The sequence below is a fragment of the Nostoc sp. FACHB-110 genome (genome assembly GCF_014697425.1).
Lineage (GTDB): Bacteria > Cyanobacteriota > Cyanobacteriia > Cyanobacteriales > Nostocaceae > Nostoc_B.
Genome location: NZ_JACJRU010000017.1, coordinates 41,177 through 66,178, shown reverse-complemented (window position 1 = coordinate 66,178; position 25,002 = coordinate 41,177). Strand labels below are relative to the sequence as shown.

The window sequence follows — 25,002 nt, the reverse complement described above, 5'->3', positions numbered from 1 at the left end:
GGTGGAGTTCGTTTATTCCTAAGTTTTGTAAAATAGTGTTACTCCATACAGCTTTTTAAATAAACTGTTGCTCTACAAAGCTTTGGCTAATACTCAGGAAATATTTGCTTTACAATTGAACATCTTTAGCAACCTTACTTCATATATTTATTCAGCTTTTTAAGGTTTAGTAACAAATAAAACTTATATATCATGTACTTCTAACAGTAAGACTGATGGAGGTGGTATAACACAGCAGTAATCAAGCTACTGTTCAAAATTGACCAAAAGATTGAAATTAAACCTTTTTTGAGTTTTGAAATTTGGTTTTTGATTGCTGTGTAGCGTTAGTGCTTGTTAATAATTTTTTCAGCGAAATACTGTCACTTATGTCACAACGTTTGATTTTATTTAAATAGATAAAAATAGTTTTAATTTTAAAAGCTGAATCTATTCTTAATTTGCTTATAACTTTCTCTTTACAAGCTTTTCAGGCAGTATTTTTACTAGTTAAGGTCATATTGGGTAAATGATTGATATGTAAGCTTTTGTAAAGCTCAGTCAACCAAACTCTCAAAATTCTTTATATTCCCAGATATTAAAGTAGAGACGCAAAATTTTGCGTCTCTACAATAGGGTGAAATGACGAAAAATCGTTTATTGAGGGCTGATACCTCCTCATCAGCAGCTATATTCTGCGCGGGAAGGGGGCTAGGTTTTCCTGACTGCCCTACTCAAACTACTCGGCGGCGCAGAACTTCTAACAAAGTTGTCAAAGTAGGCGGTGGTGGTGCTGTTACTTCTATCCACTCTTGGGAAACAGGGTGCTGCAACTTGAGCCGCCAAGCGTGTAGTGCTTGACCAGGAAGATTTACTCCTACCGAACGACCAGAACCATAAATAGGATCGCCAACAATAGGATGATTAATTTTGGCACTATGAACGCGAATTTGATGAGTGCGTCCAGTTTCTAATTGAAAGTGAATTAATGTGTAATTTCCTAAGCGTTCTAATATCCGCCAATGCGTAACAGCTACGCGCCCACCTTGTTCTACAGGGATGACAGCCATTTTTTTGCGGTCTTGAGGATGGCGAGCGATAGGAAAATCTATCGTCCCACTTTCAGTTTTTGGCGCACCGTAAACTACACCAAGATATTCTCGGCGAGCAGTTTTGGCTTGGAGTTGTGCTTGCAGGTGTTGATAAGCAATATCAGTTTTGGCGATCGCGATCGCTCCTGTTGTATCCTTATCCAATCGATGGACAATTCCCGGACGCTGGACTCCCCCAATACCAGGAAGATTTGGACAGTGTGCCAATAAAGCATTTACCAATGTGCCATCATAATGTCCTGGTGCAGGATGGACAACTAAGCCAGCAGGTTTATTGAGGATGAGTAATTGGTCATCTTCGTAAAGAATATCAAGGGGAATATCTTCGGCTTGTAGCTCTAGGGGCTGTGCTTCTGGTATTTGTAGAGTAATGCGATCGCCTGTTTTAACATTCACCTTCTTAGATGTGCAGACTTGAGCGTTAACTTGCACATGACCCTGTTCGATTAACTGTTGAATGCGAGAACGAGAAATATCTGATAACTCTTGTGCAAGATAACGGTCTAAACGTGCGCTATTTTCTAAAACTTCTAAATTAATATCAGTCTGCATCGAGGATAGGGAGTAGGGAGTAGGGAATTTCAAGTATTTCAACTAAAAACTAAATAAATAATTAAATTTCACACTTCACACTTCACACTTCACACTTCACACTTCATCAGGGTTAATTCCCTGCTCACGGAGTAAACTGCGGAGTGCGGCTAGTTGAGTTTCGGCTTGTTCAGCGCGTTGACGTTCTTGTTCAGCACGTTGGCGTTCTTGTTCAGCGCGTTGACGTTCTTGTTCAGCTGCTATTTGTGCTTGTTCGCGTTGTTGTGCTAGTTCTAAATAGGTGAGAAACTTCTGGCCATCGGGACGATAAATTTGAAGTTCACCATCAGATAATTCAAAACGAATACCCAAACGCGGACTTACCCAGTTGATCATTTGCGGAATTTCGGCTAATTCATTTTCAGAACGCAACCAACCGCTTAATTCTGTAGTATCTGGATCATATATATAGTATTCTTCCACCCCATAGCGATCGTAGAATTTGTATTTTGCAATCATTTCTTTGGTAGTGTTGCTGGGGGAAAGAATTTCAAACACTACTTGTGGAGGAATGTTACCTTCTTGCCATTGTAAATACGAACCGCGATCGCCTTTTGGTCTACCAAACACCACCATCACATCAGGCGCTCTGCGAGTGAGGTTATCACCCTCAACAGGATACCAAAACAGATCACCCGCGACAAATACATTTGGCTCATTTTGAAATAAAGTATCGAGTCCCCCTTGAATCGTGACAATCAAGCGATACTGTTTGGTATTTTCTGCCATCGGCTGTCCATCAGTTTCCGGGTAGATGATTTCTTTTTTAGTAGAAGAAGGTAGCTGAGTCACCATGAGCGTAAGTCCAAATTACACAATTGGCATAGTTAATTTTAGCTTAATAATTCAATAGCTAGAATTTCTTACCTTGTACTACTAGAATTAGGGTTTTAGTCAAAATATTTACTTGCAAAGATAGGTCTATCTTGTGATTTTTGTTTATCTTTTTTACAGATTTTCAGATCATGGCTAATTACTGTACTTCTGGCTATTGTCCGGATATTTGGCTTAATTCCCGTCAATTCAAATCTTTAATAGATAATTATCTTCATGACTTTACAATCTGTTTCTCATAAAGCTAATATATTTTTCTCTGATTGTATGAATTTTGTGTAATATCGATTTTAAATGTATCGCAACTGGCATTTATTAGTTAGCTAAATTTCGATACTATGTTTAGGTCAATTACATTGTTTAATTTCTGCCATAAGCATTGATTTATGAATTGAGATATCTTTCAGGGTAAATATTTATCGTCATAGATAATCAAAACTGATTTTTATTGAGTGCGTATGCAGCAATTAGATTCGATTCCTTTAAATGCTTGGCTACATCAGGTTCTCAGTCTATCAGTCCAATTATTAACTAACGCCGACTGTGTAGCAATTAGCTTGATTAACAAGTGGAAGCTGATTCTTTGTCTAGCCATTTTAGAACTGTATACTGTGAACAAAATACATATTATGTTGTTTTATATACTTGATATTCAATGAGTCTAATTTCAGTAAGTATATACTTAAACTAAGACTCTAAAGCCCGAAAATCTCAAATCTTCAGTCATACCATAAGTACATAAATGATAAATTTGCTACTGATGGGTTAAAGCCAATACTTCTAAATGCAGATTTTGAGTTATTGTTAAATTGACCAAATTATTGCAAGCTACATCAGCAAAATCAGCTTTTGGATATTATCTAATTTCGACCAACTAAGCTATTTTGCAACTGAGTCATAGCTTAGTTTGGTAATTCCCAGTTAGATGTAGTTAGGTGATTAATAGCTTATCAGAGATTGGCTAATTTAGAGTTGGGGGTGAAGAATCTCTGTACGAACTAAAATGTGACAGCTATATTTAGCTCAACAGTATCTCTAAAATAATGTGCAGTGAATTCCTACAAGGTAATTCACCTATTTGACGTGTCAATTAGTTATATTTACAGTTATTACTATGAAAACTCTTCCTATTAGTAGATATAGATTTTTCCAAAAAATCCAGCCATTGTCTTTGCTGAAAAAAATCACCAGTAAATCTGTGACTGGTTGTTTACAGGTGTTTAGCACATCTGGTGCTTGGTCAATATATATAGATGAGGGTAAGTTAATTTATGCGTGCTACTCAGAAAAAATGTTTGAGCCGCTGTACAGAAACTTGCATCGCTTGAGTGAGCAAATTTCGACTTTACCCAACGGTATTGACGACCAATTAAAAGCGATATTTGAAACTGGTGCTGGGAGTCAAGCTATTCCCAACCCAGACTATTTAGCAATTTGTTGGTTAGTTAATCAAAAATATATTAGTGCTATAGAAGCGGCGGTATTGATAGAACAATTAGCATTAGAAGTTTTAGAGTCATTTTTGAACTTAGAAGAGGGGAGTTACGAATTTATCCCCGAAAGCTTTTTGGATGATATGCCTAAATTCTGCCATCTTAACCTGCGCTTACTAGTTGAAAGGTGTCAAAAGCGAGGTAGAGAAGGATTTTATCAAGAGACATCACACCATACAGAAAATAAAAATACTCAAGCTCCCATCAATTATCCAGGGTTGCGTTCATCTTTCGCACAGCATCTTGAAGAGAAGAGATGGACACAACCATTGCCATTTTCACAACCCAAACCACATCCTCAACCCAAGCCTGAACCGCAATTACCCAAATTTAACCGTTTTCCATCACAGCCTGCAAATCCCAGCCATCACAACTATCAACCAAATGCTGCTTCGACTACAGAAAAAAAAGTCTACACAATATTTTGCATTGATAATAGCACTGCTATATTAAATCTGATTAAGAATGCTTTAGATGAGCAAATATTTTCTGTAGCTGGAGTTACAGATTCTTTCAAAGCTTTAATAGAAGTTCTGCGTATTAAACCAGACATTATTCTATTGAATGTAGATATGGCTGATTTAGATGGGTATGAATTATGTACATTATTGCGTAAACACGCATATTTTAAAAATACACCCATCATTATGGTAACGGAAAAAGCCAGCCTGATTAATAGAGCAAAAGCTAAACTAGCTAGAGCTTCTGGCTATTTAACTCAACCGTTTACTCAAGGTGATTTAATGAAAATTATTTTTCAACATATTGTGTAATTGAGTAGTAAGCTAGTCGTCATTTAAATTGCACCATATTCATGGTAATAAAAGCTGCAAACCCTCTCCCTTGCTCCCTGCCCCCTGCTCCCCTGCAGTCTCAATGTGAAAATTAAACGATTAACAGCTTATGGGCAGATATTGGAGGTGTAGTTAGAATAAATCAAATAAATTATTCTTGTGGAGATTCAGAATTGAGTATTACTTTGGTGGGGACAATTCTGATTTTAGAAGACGCTCTTAGCGAACTAGAGAATTTTCTGGGAGAGCAAGGTTACAAAATTATTAAAGCTAAAACTGCAAAAGAAGCTTTAGAAATGGCTTTAGAAGAAAAGCCAGATGCGATTATTACTAATGTATTTATGCCAGGGATGAATGGTTTTGAATTGTGTCGCTTCCTCAAAAATCATCCCAGCCAAGCGAAAGTGCCGATTTTAATTTGCAGTGCCAAAAATCAAACCAGTCATCTTGTGTGGGGAAAAAAGCAAGGTGCAGATGCTTATTTAACGCAGCCTTACACCACAGAAGAATTGCTCAAGGCAATTCATGTAGTTGAGATGAGATAATCGATCGCCCCAAACATCATTAATAATATAGTAGTGCGTTAGACTGAAGCCATAACGCACTTACTGAGTATATCCTAAGTCCTACTTCCTCTTGAATAAATCCTAGATTGGCAGTAGGTTTGAGAATTTTTAATACTTAAGTGCTAAATTCAGATTAATTGATTCGTCAAATTTCCCAGTGTAATTACCCGCAGCCGCAAAAGCCTCAGCTACGTATAACACTTTTGCTTCTAAAATATCGTGCAATGACTCACCTTCATAATCAGCAGTATGCGCCATTTTTAACATATTGTAGTTAATCGTATCATGGGGTAATTTTAGTTGGTCAAAATCTGGAGTCAAATCATATTCGCTATTTTCTAATATATGGTGGTCGCCAGAATGATAATGAACATCAAACCACTCTCTGGTGATTCCTCTTCCATTGGGGGCAAAAAGTATTTGAGACTCTGGAGAATCAATCACGCATTCTGAAATACCTACAGCAATAAATTCAACAGCTAACATCCCAATTAAGGCGTTTCGCATATCCGTTTCTTTATTAATCAAAGTATCCATCGCTATAATTGGCTCTGACTGCTCAAGTTGAGATAAGAGTGTAGCACCTTCAGGAGAAAGTTTACCTGTGGTGGAATCAACCATCAGTCCTACAGCAGTCATCAATTTTTTCCAATAATCTAAATGACTACCTTCTTCAAAACCATAATCTTTCGCAATACCCGAAATACCATGTTGTAAAGAAGCCAGAATTTTTTCTCTTTCTTTACCTGTGTAGTTAAAAACTAACAGCAAATTACGGCTGGAATTTTGCTCAGAAAAACGATTCAAAAACTTTTTGACATTTCTAATAACAGTGCGAGGAAAAGTTTTAACTATTCCCCAATAAATTGCTGAATATGATACTAAAGATAAATAATCGCCTGCACACATACCTTGGACGACCTGAGAATTACCCATGATTTGTTTGACTCTTTGAGAGAGTTGAACTATCTCATCAGGCATTTCGGTTAGCAATCCCAACTCATCAACAAGAACTTTACCTTGTTGCAATTCTTCTAATTTAATCAAGGGTGTAGTCATGATGGGTTTATCTCTACAAGTAAGTGTCTTGATTGCAGCCAATGTGAAAAATTCCAAGCAACCTGAGAAGATGTTTCCAAAGTTTTTACTGTTGATTATTAATCAGTATTTGCTGTACTTCATAGCCACACCAATCACTACCCTACTCTCTCAGTTTTAATGTAGAGTAAGGCAAATTTATGCAGGGTATGGCTACAATTTGCTATGACAAAATGAGCGGTCAGACAGACCACGACAGCTATTTGCCAACTGCAAACTGTCTCCTCTTTATCTATGAGGAGTTAGGATTGCTATAATACTTGTTGCTAATAATTTATCAGGCTTTGAAAACATCATGAAAAGATGATGTCTGGGAAGTTTTAAGTATTTATTTAATCCCCTCAAAAAAACTTTAAAGTCTCAATTTTTTATGGGGATGGAAAATTATTTGTGATTCTGATCTATAACTACTCAAAAATTTCAGACATCCTCTAAAAAGGTTACTTACTTTTCTACTGATAAGTACTATAACGTAGTTTTTTTTGGCTATAAATAAATTATTAATTATGAGTAGGAAATATATTTCTCAAAAATAATAAAAAATAATTTTAAATAATCTGATATAATAACAAGCCTTAGATTTGCCGATCAGCATAGTATGAAGCCGTTCAACACGGCTCCACACCTAGGGTGTTGATTTGACGCTTAGTCAGAAGATTGACCATCGCGCCGACCTAGTTCATAAATTCCCGAACCAATACAGGCGAGTATTCCCATACTGATAGCCCAACTACGACCTAAACTGATTTCTATGCCCCAGTTACAGAGAGTACCGATACCCAAAAACGGGACAATGCTAAATAATGAGGCATAAAAAGCGTTTTGAGATTCTCTGGCTTTGCGAGTTTTTTCAAATTCTGTCTGACTAGTATAAAGCGATCGCTCGGCGAAGTTGAACCAACGGTTTAACTGTTCAATCACCCATTCACTGACAGGAAAAAAACCTAAGTACAATGCTAAAGACCACAGACTAGCGCCAGCGATCGCAACGGTATTTAACTCAAAACGGAAAGGCAATATATCAGTCAGCATAGCTTGATTGCGTCCTGCAAATGGTCATCTTGGCCTTTTTTCAATCGCCAATTAACCTATTCAGCAATTTTAAGCATAAATGCTGACAGTATTTCAACTCTCTGGTTGATTAGTTTATTTGCACTGACATCCAGCTGTAGAAGGAGAATAATTAACTAAACTGCGAAGGGGTAGGATGCTTAGTTCTTCGTTGCTATTTTTACATAGCTCAAAAATAGTTAATTAGACTGGAGTCTACTCTGCCTCTGAGTGAGCCTTTCTATCCGCCGTTGGAGAACTTCTACACGCCCTGAATCTCCCAGAAAAAAGACGCAGCGAGCGCCGTCTGCGGGGATTTTGAGACTGATGAGGTAGTCGGTGACAATGTTGTTGACACACGCATTGCCGGCGGTGAGGGCTACACCGTGCTGTTCGCCCTCGACGGTCAGCAGGCTCGCGTTGAGCGTCTTGGCGAGGCTGATGCCGCCCTCGTGCGGGGTGGCCGGATCGCGAGTGACCGATACGACCAAGGTTTTAGGGAGTCCTTTGATGTTCTGGGCGTAGGGGTAGCCGAGGGTGGGTTTCACGCGCCAATGCTCACAGAGGTCACGGGCGTTGACGGGCCGTCCGGTGTCTAGAAAGGGCGCAACCTTGAAAATGTCACGCGTCATCGCGCTCTCCTGCTCGGGCGTGTGGCGTTCCTCGTCGAGGCAGTTAATGGCCACCAGGGACTCGTTGCCATTGCCGTAGCTACCGTCGGCATTGCGCTGGCTGAGGATGTCGCGCAAGAACAGCAGGGTTTTACCGCTTCCGGCCTTGAGTTCGGTGATGGCTTGGATCGCCGCAGGCCAGAGCGTCTCGCCGTAAAGCCCACTGGTCACGCCGTCAATTACGGCGGTGTAAGTGACCTTGCGTCCGTCTGCGGTGATAATCGGTTGATCAATCAGTGGCCGCACGATCTCCTGGAAGGCGGCGCTAGCTTGCTTGGGATCGGTGCCGAGCGGACAAGTTGGGGTTTTAGCGCAGAAGGCCGCCATGTTGTTGAAGGCACGCTGGAAACCGGCGAACTGGACGAGGCGACGCTCGGTGGTGCCGGTGGTGGGGTCGATCGCGGCATCGAGCACCATAGCCCGCACGTTCTGTGGAAAGGTTTCAGCGTAAATCGCGCCGAGCCGGGTACCGTAGCTGGCACCGAAAAAGGAGAGCTTGTCATCGCCGAGCACCGCGCGGAGTACGTCCATGTCGCGGGCAACATCGCGCGTGCCGACGTGAGCCAGCACCTCCTCACCCCCGGAACGCTCGGCGCATTTTTGGTACAATTGACGGGTCTCGTGGTCGGTGTAGTCCTTGCCTCCAGAGTTGATCGAGTTAACCAACTTGTCGGCCTCTCGTTCGGCATCGGTGAAGCAGTCTAGGGCTGGTGTCGAGGCCGCAACCCCGCGTGGGTCGAATCCGATCAGGTCAAACTGCTTGGCGATTGGACTGTCGGCCAAGTCCTTTGCCACCATGACCGCGTAACTCATCCCAGGGAAGCCGGGGCCGCCTGGGTTGAGCAGCAGGGAGCCGATTCGTTTGCTCGGCTTGCCCTTCGCCGGTACGCGCAGCAGTGCAATCTGCGCGGTTCGCCCGCCGGGGTTCTGGTAATCGAGTGGCACCTCAAGCCGAGCGCATTTGAAGGTATCGTTGGCGAAGTTTTTAGCGTCGGCATCCGTGGTTGCGTAGCCCTCGCACGAGCCGAAGGTCAGCTTCTGGTCGTAGAAGCGTTTCAGCTTTGCAGGGATCGTTCCTCCAGGCTCTGACGGGTATCCGAATGCGGGCTGGCCGCAGGCACTAAGAACCAGTATCACCGCCCCAATCATTAGCGAGTTTCGGACGTGGGGCTTCTTGTGAGCAAGCATGGTTCTCCTCTTAGCGGAAACCGTTGGCTCTAAGGCGTGCGTGGGTAGGTCACGATCTTGCTTGTGGTTAGAGAAAATGTGGAACATAGGGATAAACTCCTTCGAGCTAGTTATTGATGGGTTCAGGTATCAACGGGGTCATCGATGACCCCACCAAAACGCGGACTGTAAATTAGTTTGTTAGGACTTACGCATTGGCGGAAATAGAGTGGTGTGAGGCGTTACGCTTCCTCGATTAGTTCGATGTATATATGTTGATTTGTTTGACGCGATCGCTTCGCTCCGCAACCGAATACTCTGTTACCATCCATTGACGAACGACTTCTTTTCCGTTCAGGTCTTGTCGCCGACAAATGTCCATTCCATGTCGTCGGCGCAGAACGACAAGAATCCTTCATAGTTGCCTTAAGAGATCGCTGCGTTTGCCGCTTCTAAAATTGCTTTATTGTTCTCTGAAATCCGAATCTTTCCTCTGTTCAAAGCAACAAAGTGGTGTGAGTTGTTATGCTGTTGCCCCTCACTGCTTTACTTCTAGGGACTGGTAAACGGCTTACATTGAATCGCCTTCACATTTCGCAGATAGTCCAACTGTGGCTCGAAGTCAGTCGGACAGAAGACATAAACATTGTCCTGCGATCGGCTAATGACTAAACGGTAGCTGGGTGGAATCCCTTCAGAACCTTCGATCACTTCGATTCTGGGAATCACTTGTGAACTAACTTGAGCCAGGGATGGAAAATTGAACAGTAGGAGTACGCCGAACACAATTGTGATTGCGGTTGTAGTTGTGATTTTGGTTGAAAGAATCTTTCGGTTCATGAGAAATCTTCTGTGGCTTATGGTTGTGTAATGTTGTGTTGTTTCCAGGGAAGCGGGGATCGATAGGGGTTTTCGTGCATATCCAGGACTTCCCAGGTTGTTGGATTGACTCGCCCTGTAACTGGGATTTTGTATCGTCTCTGGAGATCGCGTACCGCAGACTCTGTGACCGCACCAAAAGTGCCATCGACGATCGCACCATTTGGATTGCCTAATCTCACGCCTGCGGCTCCTAAAAAGCCATTGTCTTGAAGAATGCGCTGTAACAATTGCACATTTCTGCCGCGATCTCCTTGGCGCAAGGTGGGTAAGGTTAAATCAGTGTAGGCAGTTGCGATCAGAACGGGTGATGTTTGCTGTGGAGGAATGCTGTGTGCGATCGCAAGATGAGTGAGTGAACCTCCGAGCAATCCTGTCGCTATCGTTATGAATCTGAAAATGGTTTGAAGTTTCATGATTGTCCTCCTGATAGATCAGTTCTAGTTAGCATCAATTTTGTGTCGGAGTTATTGACAAAAAACTGGGGCTGATTCATGGTGTTCCTTGTGTAGTACGTTTGACTCTATCTCGCATTGCTGAAACGAGTTTTTTTCGGCATCATCCGATTTAGACCCTAATGTTCAGAATTCACTTGCCATGTAATCACAATGAGTTCTACAAACGGTAAGACAACTATTAGCCGCAAAAACGCTCCTAAAATGGCTTCCATCGTCCAGTTCTGACTCTGAACCTCCCAGATCATCCAAACAATATTGAATCCAATCACCAACCAGGGTAGGATTACTGCTGAGTTCCGTCGGCGATAGAAGCCGATCGTCCTCTCGCGCCAAAATGGGAAGGTGCTGAGGAGACAAAAAATGTAGGAGATTCCTGCACTGATGAACAAGCTTCTTTGAGAACCCGAAGACAGGTTTGGGTATCCAAGGGCGATCGCACTCAGGCAAACTCCGAGCGCGAGGTACAGAAAAGTAAACAAGGTAAATCGTTTCATTATTTCTTCTCCGGTGAAGCTTATTCTCTGTACCACACACGCACACATTGAAAGCAATTGACTGTAACGCCCTGGCTGATCATCACTGGGTAGACCCCATTACTGACTGTCACGCCGTAGACACCATCACTTGTGCTTTTCAAGCTATCTGGTAAAACAACGGTTTCAACATTGATCACCTGTATCGTTGTATTTTCAATCCACTGATTGACCTCACTCACAACCTCAAAGAAGGATTCATAATCGGAAGCACCGCCGAAGAGTCCCCGTTCAGTAATCCGAGGCGCAAAATCTTTGCACTGAATCATTTGATTTACCACCTTAAAACTGTAGAGTTGAGCATCAATTCAAGTAGTGGGCATCGCCCACCATTTTTAAAACCTTTCTTTTTAAAACCTTTCACGGTAAAGCTTTGTGGGCAGTGCTAGCCCTACGAGATATATTCCAAAACTTAAGCCAACCTTGCCAGTAAACCGCTAAGAACAGAGGCAAAAGCATGAAAGCTGATATGGGCTAACATTGCAGCATTAGTGCGAAGATTGCCAAAAGAGCCAGCCAAACGCTCAAAATTGCCATTGCTTTAACCTCCAGATGATCCTTCCTATCAACCTATGCCAGCAGCTACTTCCGATGGCTTTGGGAAAGGGGTTCGGATGCCTCGTCACGTTTGAACATCCGGAAAACAATCACCAGGAAAATGGGAATCAGCACGAGAGAGGTGATGTCGTAGAATCTTGCATGGTACTCACTGATGCTGAACAGGGCTGGCGTAGTGAAGAAACTTCCAGACCAATTGAACAAGAGAAAGTACGCGATGTTGTTGGCGAAGTGTGCGCCGATCGCAAGCTCGGTCGTGCCATCGATCAGTGAAACGATCGCATACAGCAAACCCGTGCCGACGAAGAGTCCGAGGAACATCCCGATCCAGCCGCCCTCCTGTGACTCTGGGTTAGTAGCGTGCGGCAGCGTGAAGATCACAGCCGACACGATCGACAAAAACACCCGATTTGACCAGATCAGGCTTGCGCCCTGCACGATGTACCCGCGAAAGAAAAGCTCCTCAGTGGTCGTCTGGATCGCAGTCATGACCAGCGCGATCGGCACGAAGAGCGCGAACGTCTTGAGGTCGGAGTTGAAGGAGAAGCTATCGGGGTAGAGGAAGTACTGCCCTAGTCCAGCTAGCAGCACCCACGGCACAAACCCAGCTACAAAGCCGTGACCGACGCGCCGCCAACTGATCTTTTCCCGCGCCGTGATGAGCGTTCGGGGATGACGTTGGTGGATGAGGGTGACGGCGATGAAAATTCCTACGAGGAACACCGGAAAACCCGCCATGCTCACGACAAAGCCCCCTACCCGACCGAATGCGGCATAATCCAGCCGACCGAAAGCCGCGACACCCTCTTTGCCGCCGAGCGCAAGCGCGACGAGCGCACTAGCGAAGTTGGCAACGACCATCCAGGCAAAGAGGATGATTATCAGCCCCAGAACATACCGCCACCACCGATACTTACCCCACCCAGCAGCCTCGACGTAAGTCGCGTCTTTCACTTCTGATCCGATTCCCTGATGTCTTTTGATTGCTTTAATCTTCATCTTTGTCTCCTTTACTCGTATATATATGTAGTACTTGGAAGTTAGCAAACCTGTTTTGCGGTCATTCCAGTGAGGCGTTTAAATTCAACAAAACAGGCAAAAACTAGCGATCAAATGCGCGATCGCCGACTAGCACTCACAAACAAGTCAGATATAAATAGAGCTTAGTGACTTGCTGCAACAATGGCTGTCATCAACTCTGTCATTCTCCAGCGTGCGGTATAGCGAATGGTATTGATAAATAGGACTGGGGCAGTTGTTACTCCACTGTGTATTCCACTTTCGATATCTTCGTGGATGCGATCAACATATACTTGTTTAGATAAGTCTTTGAGAAACTGAGGAATATCAAGCCCCAAATCATTGGCGTACTCTACAAGATAACCGTTCTCTAACTTCTGTTGATAAACAAATAAAGTATCGTGCATTGACCAAAACTGTCCTTGGGCAGCGGCGGCTTCAGCGACTTCGGCGGCTCGTTGAGCATGAGGATGAATCTGTGTTTGCGGAAAATGACGGAAGATAAAGCATAAATAATCTTCTCCAAAAGAAGCAATCAGCTCTTGTTTGATTCTTTGAATTATCCTGTAAACGTCCGCACTTCTAGAGCATTGATAGTCTCCATACATCACCAGCACGACCTTGGCACTCAGCCCACCTTGCATCCAATCTTGAGTTGAAGGGGGTACAAGTAAGGAACTGTAGCGGCGATCGTCATTCATTTTTTTATGTTTGCAGCAAGTATAGAACTTTGCAATTGACTTGCTCAATCCATTGACTGCATCTCTATTTGCATACATTCAATATAGGAAATTGCCTTCAAGCTGTCTTCTATAGCGAGTTAAAATTTTTACAGTATAAATTGATAGAGCAACCATGCCATCGTGGAGTAGAAGGCTAGTTATAACTCAAGTTAGAATCCCAATTCTATCGAAAGTACGCCTCATAAATTAACAATGCCACGTTTAACGGCAACAATTACAGCTTGGGTGCGATCGCTAATACCAATTCGCAATTCGCAATTCGCAATGACGCTCCTTCTCCCAAAGGGAGACGCTACGCGAACGTCGCTAACGCTGCGCTAACGCAATTAAGAAATCTAGCTCCAGTCAGACTTTCCTGATTTCCATCTGTTGCCTCATTTTAGAGAATTGGTATTACCTCTTGTTGTGAATGGCTGTGTCACTTTGTCAAAAACTCAATGAGCAATACGTGTAGGAGCCAGCAATAAGAAGCACCTCCTACAACCAGAATGAGTACGATCCTAGTGGCAAAATGGCGGGTTTAGGCATTGATATTTGCTGGCTCCTGCACTTAGTTGCGATCGCTGGCACGATCGATCAGTGCGTTTGAGGGCAAGCTCGGATCAAGTACCTTGCGCGCACTGTCAATCCCTACAACGGGCAGTGTACCCGGATCAAGCATACCGAGTTGAACCAATACACTCGCCTGATCCCAGTAGAGGTGTTCGTGGGCTAGCTTGTCGTCACGAAACTGAACAATTACTACCAATGCCACTTCAACCCGTTTAAGAGTCGGAGCAATGCCAGGTAGCATCCAGTCCATCTGGATGGTATGAGTGAACTTAACTAGCATTTCATCGACGAGTTGATTGGTTCCGATTGTGCGCGAGACCGGAGTCAGCTCCATGTCCGGCGGCATCTGTGGAATGAAGTACTTGGAATAAAACTCGCGCAGTGCCGGTTTCCCTACTCCCCCAATCATTACCGGAATGCCGTTAACGTAAGCATCCTCAACCATCGTGGCGAGGGTATCTTCAGTGTTGTGAGCGTCAAACTCAAGCCGCAGATGCTCATCCCAGAGTTCTTGCAAAAACTCCTGGGCTGGTGTCAGGTTGCTAGTTGCCTTTCCATTTGCTTGTTCGTCTACAGATTGCTGTTTGACCATGATTGGATTCTCCTAGTTCTATTTATTTCAAGTGTATTGAGTTCCCAGGCTTGACTTCTTTCAAATTCTTACAATGATTTGTCAGATTCTTGTGGAATTAACGAACCTGCTTTGGTGTCATTCGAGTAATTCGCTTAAACTGTTGGTTCAAATGGCTTTGACTGGAAAACCCAGTTTGGAAAGCAATATCAGCAATGGTTAAATCCGTTTTCGATAACATCGATTTCGCCCGTTCCACCGGTTGTTGAATCACGTACTGATGCGGTAAATAAATTCTGCATCCATCTATACAATGGCAGGAAAACACAAAACTAAGAGAACTGCTAAATTGACTGACCAAAAAAGTAGTAAGAGATGCAATAAACTATTAAGAACTTTTGGGCTAAATGTATTGAGTTGAGTATTTTTATTTACAACCTGTTGACTCTGCCATAATTGCCAAATCCGATAAATCGTGTAAATAGTTCCGATAATTACCAGTAAACTGGGAAACAAAATGCTACTTAAAACTTGTTCAGTTATTATCTGAACAAGTAAAACTAGTAAATAGAAGCCTAAAATTTTTCGAGGTTCGGGATAACGCAGCCAAACCAAGAAAGCAATGCCAGGGAGTAGTAGCCCAACTCCAATAGCCACCCAGATCCAAAATTGTATAAAGTTGGTTTCCCATACGCTGTAATCTATAACTGTCTTGACTGGCAATACTTGATTTTTGAAGAGCCAGCCAATCAGCAGAATGAGTAGGGTGGCAAGGGTTACAAATGACAACGTTGTTTTCCAGGTCAATGATGTATTGATTGATGACTTCATAATCATTTACAAACAGCCTCTTAGGACAGATTGAACGGCTTAAACGACCACGTATAGCAACCGCCACAACCTCTTACCGCTCTCAAGGATCATGATTTGCCTGATTGGATGCACTTCTATTTACATAAACTCAATATAGGAAATTGCCTTTAAGCTGTCGTCTATAGCGAGTTAAAATTTTTACAGTATAAATTGATAGAGCAACCATGCCATCGTGGAGTAGAAGGCTAGTTATAACTCAAGTTAGAATCCCAATTCTATCGAAAGTACATCCTATAAATTAACAATGCCGCGTTTAACGGCAACAATTACAGCTTGGGTGCGATCGCTAACATCTAGCTTATTCAAAATCCGATTGACATGAGATTTGACAGTGCCTTCACCGATACTCAAAGCAGCTGCAATATCGGCATTGCTCATTCCCTGCGCCAGTGAGCGGAGTACTTCTAGTTCTCGTTCACTCAGTTCTGGATTGCTGAGGCGCTGTACCAACTTTGCTCCCACATCAGGCGGAATATACTTCTGACCCCGATGAACGGTACGAATAGCATTCAGAAGCTCGTCAGGTTCAGTTTCTTTCAACAGATATCCTTTTGCGCCTGCCTGCAATCCCCGATAAATATCTTCGTCACTATCATACGTGGTCAGTACAATAATCCGAGCAGATTTAGCAGTAGCACAAATTGAACCGATGGCGGCAACTCCTTCCACGCCCGGCATTCGGAGATCCATGAGCGTGACATCCGGTTGGTGTTCCCCAAATAAAGCGATCGCTTGTTCCCCATTTTCGGCTTGGGCAATCACCTGCATCTCTGGGTCACGGTTGATAATCGTGGCTAAACCTTGCCGAAAGATAGCATGATCATCTGCAATCAGAACCCGAATGGTTATGGTTTGGCTCATCGTGATGCTACTCCCGATTGACGGTGACAATCATTTCTGTTCCTTGTCCAGGTTGACTCCGAATCGTGAGTTGTGCGCCGATGCGCTCTGCCCGTTCGCTCATACCAAGTAAGCCAAATCCCTCAGAGGCTGGAATACTCCCGACTCCAAACCCCTGTCCATTGTCTTTCACGCGCAAGCAAAACTGATCGCGATCGTAGACTAGCTCCACTCGAATTTCGTCAGCATGGGCGTGTCTGAGCGCATTGGTTAAGGCTTCCTGCCCCATCCGCAGTAGGTTACTCTCGACTTCAGTCGGTAGAGAATACACCGCACCCTCAATCTCATAATATAAAGTGGTATCCATTGCGGCAGTTCTGAGTTGAGCGACGAGACGATGTAGAGCACTCTGTAGACTGCCTTCCTCCAGAAGTTGAGGACGGAGTGCGACGACCGATCGCCGCGCTTCAGCCAGTCCAGTGCGCGCCAATTCTTTGATCAGGTTCAGGTGTGCCTGCGTTGCTTCTGAATCATCTGTTAACACCTGTTTTGCCGCTCCCACCTGAGCCAGAATGCCTGTAAATGCCTGAGCAAGGGTATCGTGAATTTCCCGTGCCATACGGTTGCGTTCTTCCAAAATCAAGGCTACTTCTGCTTGCTTTTGCAGCGTAATATCTCGCGCCAGCCAAATCACCTGCTCATGCCGAATCGGGGCAATGCGAGCCGAAAACCAGATTTCTCGTCCAGCTATCCACTGGCTGTATTCAACGGTGAGGACTTGTTGGGTTCTTAATACCTGCTGAATGTAACTCAAGAATTCATCGGCTTGTTCCTTGGCATAGAGTTGATCCAACGTTTTGCCAATATACTCCTCCCTATATAACTCTCCATAGGATGGATTTCCTTTGATTGCGCCGATCACTTGCCCTTGGGCATTGAAAACACACAGAGGATCGGGAATGGCTGAAAAGAGCGCCCGCAGTTCTGCTTCAGAGGCTTGCAACGCTATTTCTGCTTGCTTGAGATCGCTAATATCCGCAATCACTCCTTCGATGTAGTCATCGGCTGCATTCAAATAAGAAGAGAAAAGCCCCCAAAACACTGTCCCATCTCGTTTTCGCATTTGTGTTTCAAAGCTTCGCACTTCCCCGTCCCGCTTCATCACCTCAATGCCTTGTTCGCGATCGCTTGGATTGACCCAATAACCTGTTGTGTGTTCAAGACCAATGATCTCTTGGGGTGCATTAAAGCCAAACAGATCCGCAAAGCGTTGATTGGCATTGAGAATTAAGCCATCACCGATGCGGGTTCGGTAGATGGCAACCTGTGAGTTTTCAAAGATCGTGCGGAACTTGGCTTCACTGCGTTGTAATGCCTCTTCTGCTTGTTTACGCTGGGTGGTGTCATTGCCAACCGACAAGATTTCAACTAACGCTCCCTGTTCGTTGAAAATAGCTTGATTAGACCAAGCAACCCAAACGCGCCGACCATCTCGACACAGGTTTTCACCCTCGCCTTGCGGGTACGATTGAGGATTACGAAGTAAATTATGGACAAAGGGTTTGACATCGCGTCCAGAGATTTCGATGTCTGGAATGATTGTTTCAAATAAGGTTCGCCCTACAATCTGATGTTCTTCATAGCCAAGAAGCTTTACCCCATAATCGTTAATGTAGTGAATCCGTCCTTGCGGATCATAGCGAATGATAACGGAATTCGCGGTTTGTAGCAGGTTGCGATAATTTGCTTCACTTTGTCTCAATGCGGCTTCGGTTTGTTGACGTTCCGCGATCTCCTGCTGCAAAGCTTGAGTTTGCTCTTCTAACTTCCTTTTCAGTGTTTCGGAATAATCCGATAACCGTTTATATAACCGAGCATTCTCCAGTGAAATTGCTGCCTGAGCAATCAACAGTTTAAGGACTTGTAAGCGATCGCTAGCAAACACTCCGGTACTGAGATTGTTCTCTAGATAAAGTATGCCAATCAGCTGACTTTGCTTGAGAATGGGCATACACAGGAGCGATCGCGTTTGTTGGTTTTGAATATACCGATCAGTCAAAAAAGACGGTTCGCTGATTGCATCATCAAACACCAGAGTTTCAGATGTGCGTTCTACTGATTGGATAACAGAGATAGGAATTGTTGCACAGCCAGCAACAGCGATCTTTTCCAGGTTACACTGTTTACTCCCACTGCACTGAGCCACCACAGTGAGCCGATCGTCTTCCAGGAGAATTAGAGCGCCAGTTTCGGCTCCTGCATTTTCTATCACCACCTGCATCAACGTTGCAGTTAATTGATCGAGATGGATCATTTCTGAGATGGCTTGAGCCGCTTTCATCGCCGCAGTCGGATGACGGATCGTTTCATCGGTCACGATTGAATGTGATTGCCGAACTTGGTTGGTGTTGAGGAGTTGTGGATAGCGTTTTTCTAAATCTTTAACTTTAGCGGTTGCGCCCCAGTGCTTGTAGCAATAGTGCGCCTCTTTCATGTAAGTTTGAGCAATTTTTGACCGCCCTCGCGCCAGATAATGTTTAGCCGCTAATTCATAGGCTAGTGCTTCATCCTGGATAAACTCATTCTCAGCAGCAAGAGCGATCGCTCGCTCGTAAAACTCTTCAGCCTCAAAAAATTGCCCTAGGACTCGCGCTTTTTCTGCCTCGACTAGATGAAAGTTAAATAAATAATTCATAGGGCGTGTTCTGCCCATTTCTGCATCTTTTCTTGATTGATGTTAACACAATTTAGTACTTATGCCATAAGGTCAACTCAACTACACAATACCGACATTTAAAATTATTAGTTTTTAACAAAAATATACTTATCCCTGTTTTGTTACTTTAGGAAGAGAAAAAACAGAAAGGGATTCAACTAGCAACAGGGAAACTGAGAGGAGAAGCGCGAAAATCATTCATGAAGTCGATTAATTTCAAAAAGCAAAGTTTCATACCAGAAATATTGAATACTGTGAGCCAAGGTTGAATTAAACATACCATCAAGCCCTGAATTTTTACGAGCAAGCCTTATAAATTCGTAGAAGGATTGGTAATTAATATACTACTGTAAGATGCTAGGAAAGTAGAATGGCAAGCCTAGCAACATCCAAGCATACTTGACAAATTTACCTTCAAGCAAAAAACGATCGCACATTCTCAACCAAAGTTGATCGATTCAGGCGATCGCCACAATAGCTATATAATTTTTAAAATTAATTTTCAGTCTAATTAATTATTCTCGTTTTACAAGCCTAAATCTGAAACGAAGCCGTTAAAGCCACAGCCAAAGCATCCGCAGCGTCGTCTGGTCGAGGGATGACATCTAACTCTAACTCTCTGGCTACTGCTGCTTGCACATCAGATTTATCTGCATTGCCATACCCAGTTAGGGCTTGTTTAATTTGTGCTGGAGTAAATTCTATGTATGGTAAACGGTATTGTCCCAAAACTAACATGACAACACCGCGAGCTTGTGCTACAAGAATAGTGCTTGACATACGATAGAAGAATAACTTCTCGATCGCAACCAAATCTGGTTGCAACTCCTGAATCAGGGTGTGTAAATCATCAAACAAGGTACACAACCGTTGCCCCATTTCTGCATCTGCCGAAGTACGAATCACTCCGAAATCCAGCATATTCACCTTGGTTTCGTGTACCTTCTGAGGACTTTGTTGGCAAACAATTGCACCAAATCCTAAAATCGCTAATCCAGGATCTAAACCTAAAATTCGTTTTTCCATTAAATTATCTTTGGTCAAGCCAGGGTATTGTTTTACTGGGTGAGACTTACTGACAAAAATTAGTTGTTGAGATTGGGTGCAAGGCACTTAGGGTATAAGAGTGTAAGGATTTTGCTCACTTACACCCCACACCCTTAAACCCCCATAACCCTAATCTACACTGGCAACTTTGATGACTTGTTATAAGTCTCCAAGCATTGAAATCTCCAATAAATTGCACACTTGGTGTTAAAACCAGGTAGTGTAGGTTTTCTGTTAATTATTTAGTTTGTAGCACTGCTTTAAATCAGGTATGTCAATCGGTTTTCTCAGACAAGCCCTCAACGCCCTGCAACAGCAGTCGCGCAGTCGTACATCTTATCGGGTTAACCAATGGTTTAAATGGTTATCGCCAGGACTGTCAATTAAACGCTGGTTACTAATCAGCATTGGCGGTGTACTGCTGGCAAGTCTGGGGTTAGCCATCTGGGTAAAGCTGACCCCGATTTTTTGGCTGTTGGAGTTGCTGAGAAATTTTTTAGGAGTCATCACCAACATCTTACCCAACTATATCAGCGGCCCTTTGGTATTGCTGGGTGGCTTACTTTTGCTGCTTTGGGGTCAAAGTCGTACTGTCGGCTCAATTACTCAAGTGTTGCGGCCAGAGGGTGAAGAAGAACTCATCGATGTTTTGTTGGCGCATCGACGTTTGTACCGTGGGCCAAAAATAGTAGTGATTGGTGGCGGTACAGGACTTTCAACATTGCTGCGGGGGTTAAAAACTTATAGTGCTAATATTACCGCGATCGTCACTGTTGCTGATGATGGTGGTTCTTCTGGGCGGTTACGTCAGGAATTTGGTGTGCTACCACCAGGCGATATTCGCAATTGTTTAGCCGCCCTAGCAGATGAAGAAAAACTATTAACTGAATTATTCCAATACCGCTTTCGGGCTGGTGATGGCTTGACAGGTCATAGTTTTGGCAATTTGTTTTTAACGGCGATGAGTGAGATTACAGGCGATTTAGAACGGGCTGTAGCTGCTAGTTCTAAAGTACTGGCTGTACGCGGACAAGTCTTACCAGCAACTCTTAGTGATGTACGGCTATGGGCAGAATTAGAAGATGGTCGCCACATCGATGGCGAATCGAGCATTCCCAAAGCAGGTGGTAAAATTGTCAAAATTGGCTGTATTCCCGCAAATCCACCAGCTTTACCGGCGGCGATTAAAGCAATTAAAGAAGCTGACTACATTATTATTGGGCCGGGTAGCCTTTATACCAGCTTGATTCCTAATTTATTAGTACCAGAAATTGCCCAAGCGATCGCTCAAACCAATGTTCCTCGCATCTACGTCTGCAACATCATGACCCAACCAGGCGAAACGCAAGGATATACAGTAGCTGACCATATTCGAGCTATTGATGATGCTTGCGGACATATCCGGCTATTTGATGCTGTCTTGGTACATAAAAAGTCTCCTTCTCCCCAATCTCTGATTCGTTACGCCCAACAAAATTCTCATCCAGTTTTCTTAGACCGCGAAGCTGTTAATCAATTAGGGCGCAGGATTGTTTTAGCTAATGTATTGTATGAAGATGAAACTGGTGTAGTACGTCACAATCCTCAAAAACTATCAAAAGTTTTGTTGAAATGGTACAGTGGCGCTCACCATTGGAAATAAGCATTTACTCCCACATCAATAATCAAAGGGGTGTAGGGAACACCATAATTAAAATCAGGGCTTGTACCTTGTAGGGTGTGGGAGGGGCGTTTTTCCCTTACACCCCACACCCTGTTTTTGATCAATAGTCCATCACTCAAGACTATTGACCATTGAAAATTGACCATTAACAAATATGAAAATTTTGCTTGCAGATGTAAAAGCAACCCTGGAATTGGGTATCAAACTCGGTCAGACCTTGGCTGCTGGTAGCGTCATTTTACTAGCCGGGGATTTAGGGGCAGGTAAAACAACCCTAGTTCAAGGTATTGGTCAAGGTTTAGGGATCGTAGAATCAATTGTGAGTCCCACTTTTACCCTCATTAATGAATACACCGAAGGACGCATCCCTCTTTACCACCTAGACTTATATCGCTTAGAACCACAAGAAGTTGCAGCGTTGAACTTAGAAACTTACTGGGAAGGTATTGAGATAGACCCAGGAATTGTAGCGATAGAATGGGCAGAAAGAATGCCTTATCTGCCAGAGAGTTATCTGTATCTGCACTTAACTTCTATACAAGCAGATCATCGTCAAGCAGAAATTAAACAGTTCAATTACACTATCCCAGAATTAACTGGCAACATTTAAAAATTATATTTCCAGTATATTTCATTGACATGAGGTACATTTTTCTAGCCTAAATGCCTCTGTGTCTTTGAAAGGTGTACTACACACAACTAAAAAACGCTGTATATTTAGCAAAGATAATATACAATACTAAACATTATTTAGTTGAAATTAAAAAGATGATGGGTAGGCAAATTTTGTGTAGATTATCCCACCCAAAAAAGGTGAGCGGTAAGTTTTACTGCTCTTAATTCATATTTCATTGGCGTAGCTTTGGAAAGCTTTCAGGAGCAAGTTCTTATAGCCGAACTACATAGACAAATGTCTGATTCCATTAAGCTTTACATTGTGACGATACTACAAAATTTTTTACCGATAGCCGAGGGCGGATTTTACACTCGTTCTATCTACCGCTACCACGTTCATCGAAGAAATTCACTAACATTGCTGCCTTCATTATTCAAAAATAAGTGGAATACTGTTCAAAAGGAGTCTGACCTTGATGACACTTACTCGATAGCTGACTGCATTGAGCGATTTTTGGCGTATGCTCGCAGATGATATTGCCGTAGATGTCATTATTTAGATTGAGTCAAAGCAGCTGAATGAAACAATCCTCTTGAGAGTGATATCTAGCAAACTGACAGATTTGGGAAGACTTGCGCTCAAGGGCAATTACATTCAAATTAGAACTGACCTTAACTTATGCTTTCGCAAATCATCTTTCTGAGAAGGCTCATAAATAGATGATGTGAGTTAACCAGGTTGTACTGGTACATTTGTATAAACTGTTTGTACTATGTTTTTTTCTGCTGATCACCTTCCTGAAATTACCTAAGTAAAATGTTTCTTGTAGTTGGTTTAATTGGATGCTTGTTGTTTGTGCCTAGCTCTGTTTCAATATTTGAATAATCAGCTTTCTAGCCAAACACCATCCGGAATAAAAACAATCAGAAGTATAAAAAATAGGTTTTAAAAGCGTACAAATTAAGTGCATATAGAATTTTTATATGTATAAAACATAGAGTTCACAAAAATTTGCCCGTTTACTTAACCCTATTAATTCTCTTCAGTTTTGAGGTAAAAAATCCGGATAGTTAAGCACAAAAAGCCAGTTGAAAACGGTTAAATGATTTACGATCACTATCCTCATCCTTAAAGTTATCCTGTGGGCTAGTATTCCCAAACTACGAACAAGATATGCAAACAAAAAGTCATTAATTTAAATTAATTAAATAAATTAATTCAAATTAGAGTGTCTACAAGAAAATCTTATAAACATACTGAGAATCATTCATCAAGCCCTAATACTTTTAACCAAGTACCATAGTATTTATACGAATTAAACTCGTATAAATACCAAACTTTTCTGCTCAAAATTTTGATGTAAGTATTTACACGCAAATATTGAGAAATCTGGCATAAATTTACTGGTTACACCCAAAAATTGCTAGGTAATACCCTTGGGGTTTAGGTATAGCAAGAGGCATTTAGGGGATTTTCAGCCATCTTTATCCATCATTTTCCAGTTGGTATAAATGAGTAACAAGGATTGCGATCGCTAGTATTTACCAACGACAGTAGATGGTAAATTGTCTAGAGAGAAATTTCCCAAAAATTTTATTTTCTGGGTAGAGGTAGGTTTAGCTTTCTACCAAAACACGTTGGTATATGCCATTTCGTAAAGTTTTCTATATGAGAAATTGTCAAAAAATCAATTGTTTTAAATTCGCGATCAATTGCCGGAAGACTACATATCTTCGCTCCGATACTTAAATAAGCCTGTAAAATTTTGGGAATTTCTACCTGACATTGATTAGAACAATTATGAAGATTGTCTACAGCGTGTTGTGAATGTGGAGAAACCAAAATACTTGAATGCATGAAGTTATTTTTGGCAAAAAAATTATAAGCACAAGCAGCTTTGTTAGGCGATTGTGTAAGTAAGGATGCACAGCCAAAAAAGTACTTGCTATTACTGCAAATCAGATAATTAGCTAATCCTTCCCAAAGCAAGAGTAGTGCTTGAATATGACGAAATTCTTTAGCTATACAAGCACGTCCAATTTCTACTGATGCTTGCAGTACAGAGTCAGGAATAGTGCTGAGATTAAATACATCAGCAGCATCAAAGCCTAACCCTTGAGATGCCATTTGATAAGTTTGCATCCGATACGTACCAATTGTTTGACCAGTTTGTTGAGAAATTAAAAGTAAATGATGGCAAACCCCATCAAACTTGTCTCGATCCATTTGCGTTAGACTAGAACTAGAAAATCCTAAACCTAGTTCTAAATTAAAAACTTCAAACCGCAAGCGGAATATCGATTCTAATTCTTCTTCAGTAGAAGCAAGCCGTAGGATATATTTATCGGTTTGAAGCACTGGAAAATCTGCCAAAGAAGAAGAATGATGAAGTTGATCATTGATGTTGCGGTAAGAAATTTCCATCTGTCTTCTAACTTAGATGTGCGGAGATATCCTACTGGGGTTTACGCGCTTTAAAAACAAAGCATAAAATTTACTAATATGCCCAAGCGTGATCAGCACGGTTTTCCAGTATAGCTTTTAGAAAGTTGATTCACATCTTGCACGAGGGTGGCTG

General features: G+C 42.5%; 24 protein-coding genes. 5 read left to right on the top strand and 19 right to left on the bottom strand.

What is annotated here, in order from left to right:
* Positions 1-713: 713 nt before the first annotated feature.
* Together H6G69_RS17120 and H6G69_RS17115 are read right to left on the bottom strand one after the other, a co-directional pair.
* A complete protein-coding gene (locus H6G69_RS17120; protein WP_190689543.1) occupies positions 714-1,643 on the bottom strand; it encodes an RluA family pseudouridine synthase in 930 nt (309 codons plus the stop codon).
* 96 nt (positions 1,644-1,739) lie between these two features.
* A complete protein-coding gene (locus tag H6G69_RS17115; RefSeq protein WP_190689540.1) occupies positions 1,740-2,477 on the bottom strand; it encodes a Uma2 family endonuclease in 738 nt (245 codons plus the stop codon).
* A gap of 497 nt (positions 2,478-2,974) precedes the next feature.
* Here H6G69_RS17115 and H6G69_RS17110 point away from each other — a divergent pair, with 497 nt between their 5' ends.
* The 3 genes from H6G69_RS17110 (at position 2,975) to H6G69_RS17100 (ending at position 5,348) form a co-directional block, all read left to right on the top strand.
* Complete coding sequence (locus H6G69_RS17110; RefSeq protein WP_190689538.1) at positions 2,975-3,175, top strand: hypothetical protein; 201 nt, start codon at positions 2,975-2,977, stop codon at positions 3,173-3,175.
* A gap of 455 nt (positions 3,176-3,630) precedes the next feature.
* Positions 3,631-4,782: a response regulator gene (locus H6G69_RS17105; RefSeq protein ID WP_190689535.1), complete on the top strand. Its 1,152-nt coding sequence runs from the start codon at positions 3,631-3,633 to the stop codon at positions 4,780-4,782.
* 194 nt (positions 4,783-4,976) lie between these two features.
* Entirely contained in the window at positions 4,977-5,348 is a 372-nt protein-coding gene (locus H6G69_RS17100) for a PleD family two-component system response regulator (protein WP_190689532.1), read from the top strand.
* Between the two features lie 129 nt (positions 5,349-5,477).
* Here the strand turns inward: H6G69_RS17100 and H6G69_RS17095 are convergent, their stop codons facing one another.
* The 16 genes from H6G69_RS17095 to ruvC form a co-directional block, all read right to left on the bottom strand.
* A complete protein-coding gene (locus H6G69_RS17095) occupies positions 5,478-6,428 on the bottom strand; it encodes a hypothetical protein (protein WP_190689529.1) in 951 nt (316 codons plus the stop codon).
* Between the two features lie 684 nt (positions 6,429-7,112).
* A complete protein-coding gene (locus H6G69_RS17090; RefSeq protein ID WP_190689526.1) occupies positions 7,113-7,499 on the bottom strand; it encodes a hypothetical protein in 387 nt (128 codons plus the stop codon).
* A 218-nt stretch (positions 7,500-7,717) separates the two neighbouring features.
* The gene (locus H6G69_RS17085; RefSeq protein ID WP_242072091.1) at positions 7,718-9,376 is read right to left on the bottom strand and encodes an alpha/beta hydrolase; all 1,659 of its coding nucleotides are present in this window, start codon (positions 9,374-9,376) and stop codon (positions 7,718-7,720) included.
* 221 nt (positions 9,377-9,597) lie between these two features.
* Positions 9,598-9,774 carry a hypothetical protein gene (locus H6G69_RS17080; protein ID WP_190689520.1) on the bottom strand — a complete coding sequence of 59 codons (177 nt, stop codon included), beginning with the start codon at positions 9,772-9,774 and terminating at the stop codon, positions 9,598-9,600.
* Between the two features lie 133 nt (positions 9,775-9,907).
* Positions 9,908-10,195 (bottom strand): hypothetical protein, encoded by a 288-nt coding sequence (locus H6G69_RS17075; RefSeq protein WP_190689517.1) that lies wholly within the window; start codon positions 10,193-10,195, stop codon positions 9,908-9,910.
* Positions 10,196-10,212: 17 nt separating this feature from the next.
* Positions 10,213-10,650, bottom strand: coding sequence for a peptidoglycan-binding protein (locus tag H6G69_RS17070; RefSeq protein ID WP_190689514.1), 438 nt, complete (start codon positions 10,648-10,650; stop codon positions 10,213-10,215).
* A gap of 325 nt (positions 10,651-10,975) precedes the next feature.
* Positions 10,976-11,131, bottom strand: a complete 156-nt coding sequence (locus tag H6G69_RS33660; protein WP_206757647.1) for a hypothetical protein — start codon at positions 11,129-11,131, stop codon at positions 10,976-10,978.
* Positions 11,132-11,206: 75 nt separating this feature from the next.
* Positions 11,207-11,494, bottom strand: a complete 288-nt coding sequence (locus tag H6G69_RS17060) for a hypothetical protein (RefSeq protein WP_190689508.1) — start codon at positions 11,492-11,494, stop codon at positions 11,207-11,209.
* Between the two features lie 313 nt (positions 11,495-11,807).
* Positions 11,808-12,782, bottom strand: coding sequence for a CPBP family intramembrane glutamic endopeptidase (locus H6G69_RS17055; protein WP_190689505.1), 975 nt, complete (start codon positions 12,780-12,782; stop codon positions 11,808-11,810).
* A 164-nt stretch (positions 12,783-12,946) separates the two neighbouring features.
* On the bottom strand, positions 12,947-13,504 hold the full coding sequence (locus tag H6G69_RS17050; protein WP_190689503.1) for a DsbA family protein: 558 nt from the start codon (positions 13,502-13,504) through the stop codon (positions 12,947-12,949).
* A gap of 592 nt (positions 13,505-14,096) precedes the next feature.
* Entirely contained in the window at positions 14,097-14,690 is a 594-nt protein-coding gene (locus H6G69_RS17045) for a hypothetical protein (RefSeq protein ID WP_190689500.1), read from the bottom strand.
* 97 nt (positions 14,691-14,787) lie between these two features.
* Positions 14,788-14,943 (bottom strand): helix-turn-helix domain-containing protein, encoded by a 156-nt coding sequence (locus H6G69_RS34685; protein ID WP_313951253.1) that lies wholly within the window; start codon positions 14,941-14,943, stop codon positions 14,788-14,790.
* A gap of 32 nt (positions 14,944-14,975) precedes the next feature.
* Positions 14,976-15,458 carry a hypothetical protein gene (locus tag H6G69_RS17035; protein WP_242072090.1) on the bottom strand — a complete coding sequence of 161 codons (483 nt, stop codon included), beginning with the start codon at positions 15,456-15,458 and terminating at the stop codon, positions 14,976-14,978.
* 315 nt (positions 15,459-15,773) lie between these two features.
* The gene (locus tag H6G69_RS17030) at positions 15,774-16,403 is read right to left on the bottom strand and encodes a response regulator transcription factor (protein WP_190689492.1); all 630 of its coding nucleotides are present in this window, start codon (positions 16,401-16,403) and stop codon (positions 15,774-15,776) included.
* 7 nt (positions 16,404-16,410) lie between these two features.
* Complete coding sequence (locus H6G69_RS17025) at positions 16,411-19,095, bottom strand: PAS domain S-box protein (RefSeq protein WP_242072089.1); 2,685 nt, start codon at positions 19,093-19,095, stop codon at positions 16,411-16,413.
* 537 nt (positions 19,096-19,632) lie between these two features.
* Positions 19,633-20,124: a crossover junction endodeoxyribonuclease RuvC gene (gene ruvC / locus H6G69_RS17020; protein WP_190689489.1), complete on the bottom strand. Its 492-nt coding sequence runs from the start codon at positions 20,122-20,124 to the stop codon at positions 19,633-19,635.
* Positions 20,125-20,416: 292 nt separating this feature from the next.
* Here ruvC and yvcK point away from each other — a divergent pair, with 292 nt between their 5' ends.
* Positions 20,417-21,787, top strand: coding sequence for a gluconeogenesis factor YvcK family protein (gene yvcK / locus H6G69_RS17015; protein WP_190689486.1), 1,371 nt, complete (start codon positions 20,417-20,419; stop codon positions 21,785-21,787).
* A gap of 175 nt (positions 21,788-21,962) precedes the next feature.
* Positions 21,963-22,418: a tRNA (adenosine(37)-N6)-threonylcarbamoyltransferase complex ATPase subunit type 1 TsaE gene (gene tsaE, locus H6G69_RS17010; protein WP_190689483.1), complete on the top strand. Its 456-nt coding sequence runs from the start codon at positions 21,963-21,965 to the stop codon at positions 22,416-22,418.
* A gap of 1,599 nt (positions 22,419-24,017) precedes the next feature.
* Here tsaE and H6G69_RS17005 read toward each other — a convergent pair.
* On the bottom strand, positions 24,018-24,848 hold the full coding sequence (locus H6G69_RS17005; RefSeq protein ID WP_190689467.1) for a GNAT family N-acetyltransferase: 831 nt from the start codon (positions 24,846-24,848) through the stop codon (positions 24,018-24,020).
* Between the last annotated feature and the right edge of the window lie 154 nt (positions 24,849-25,002).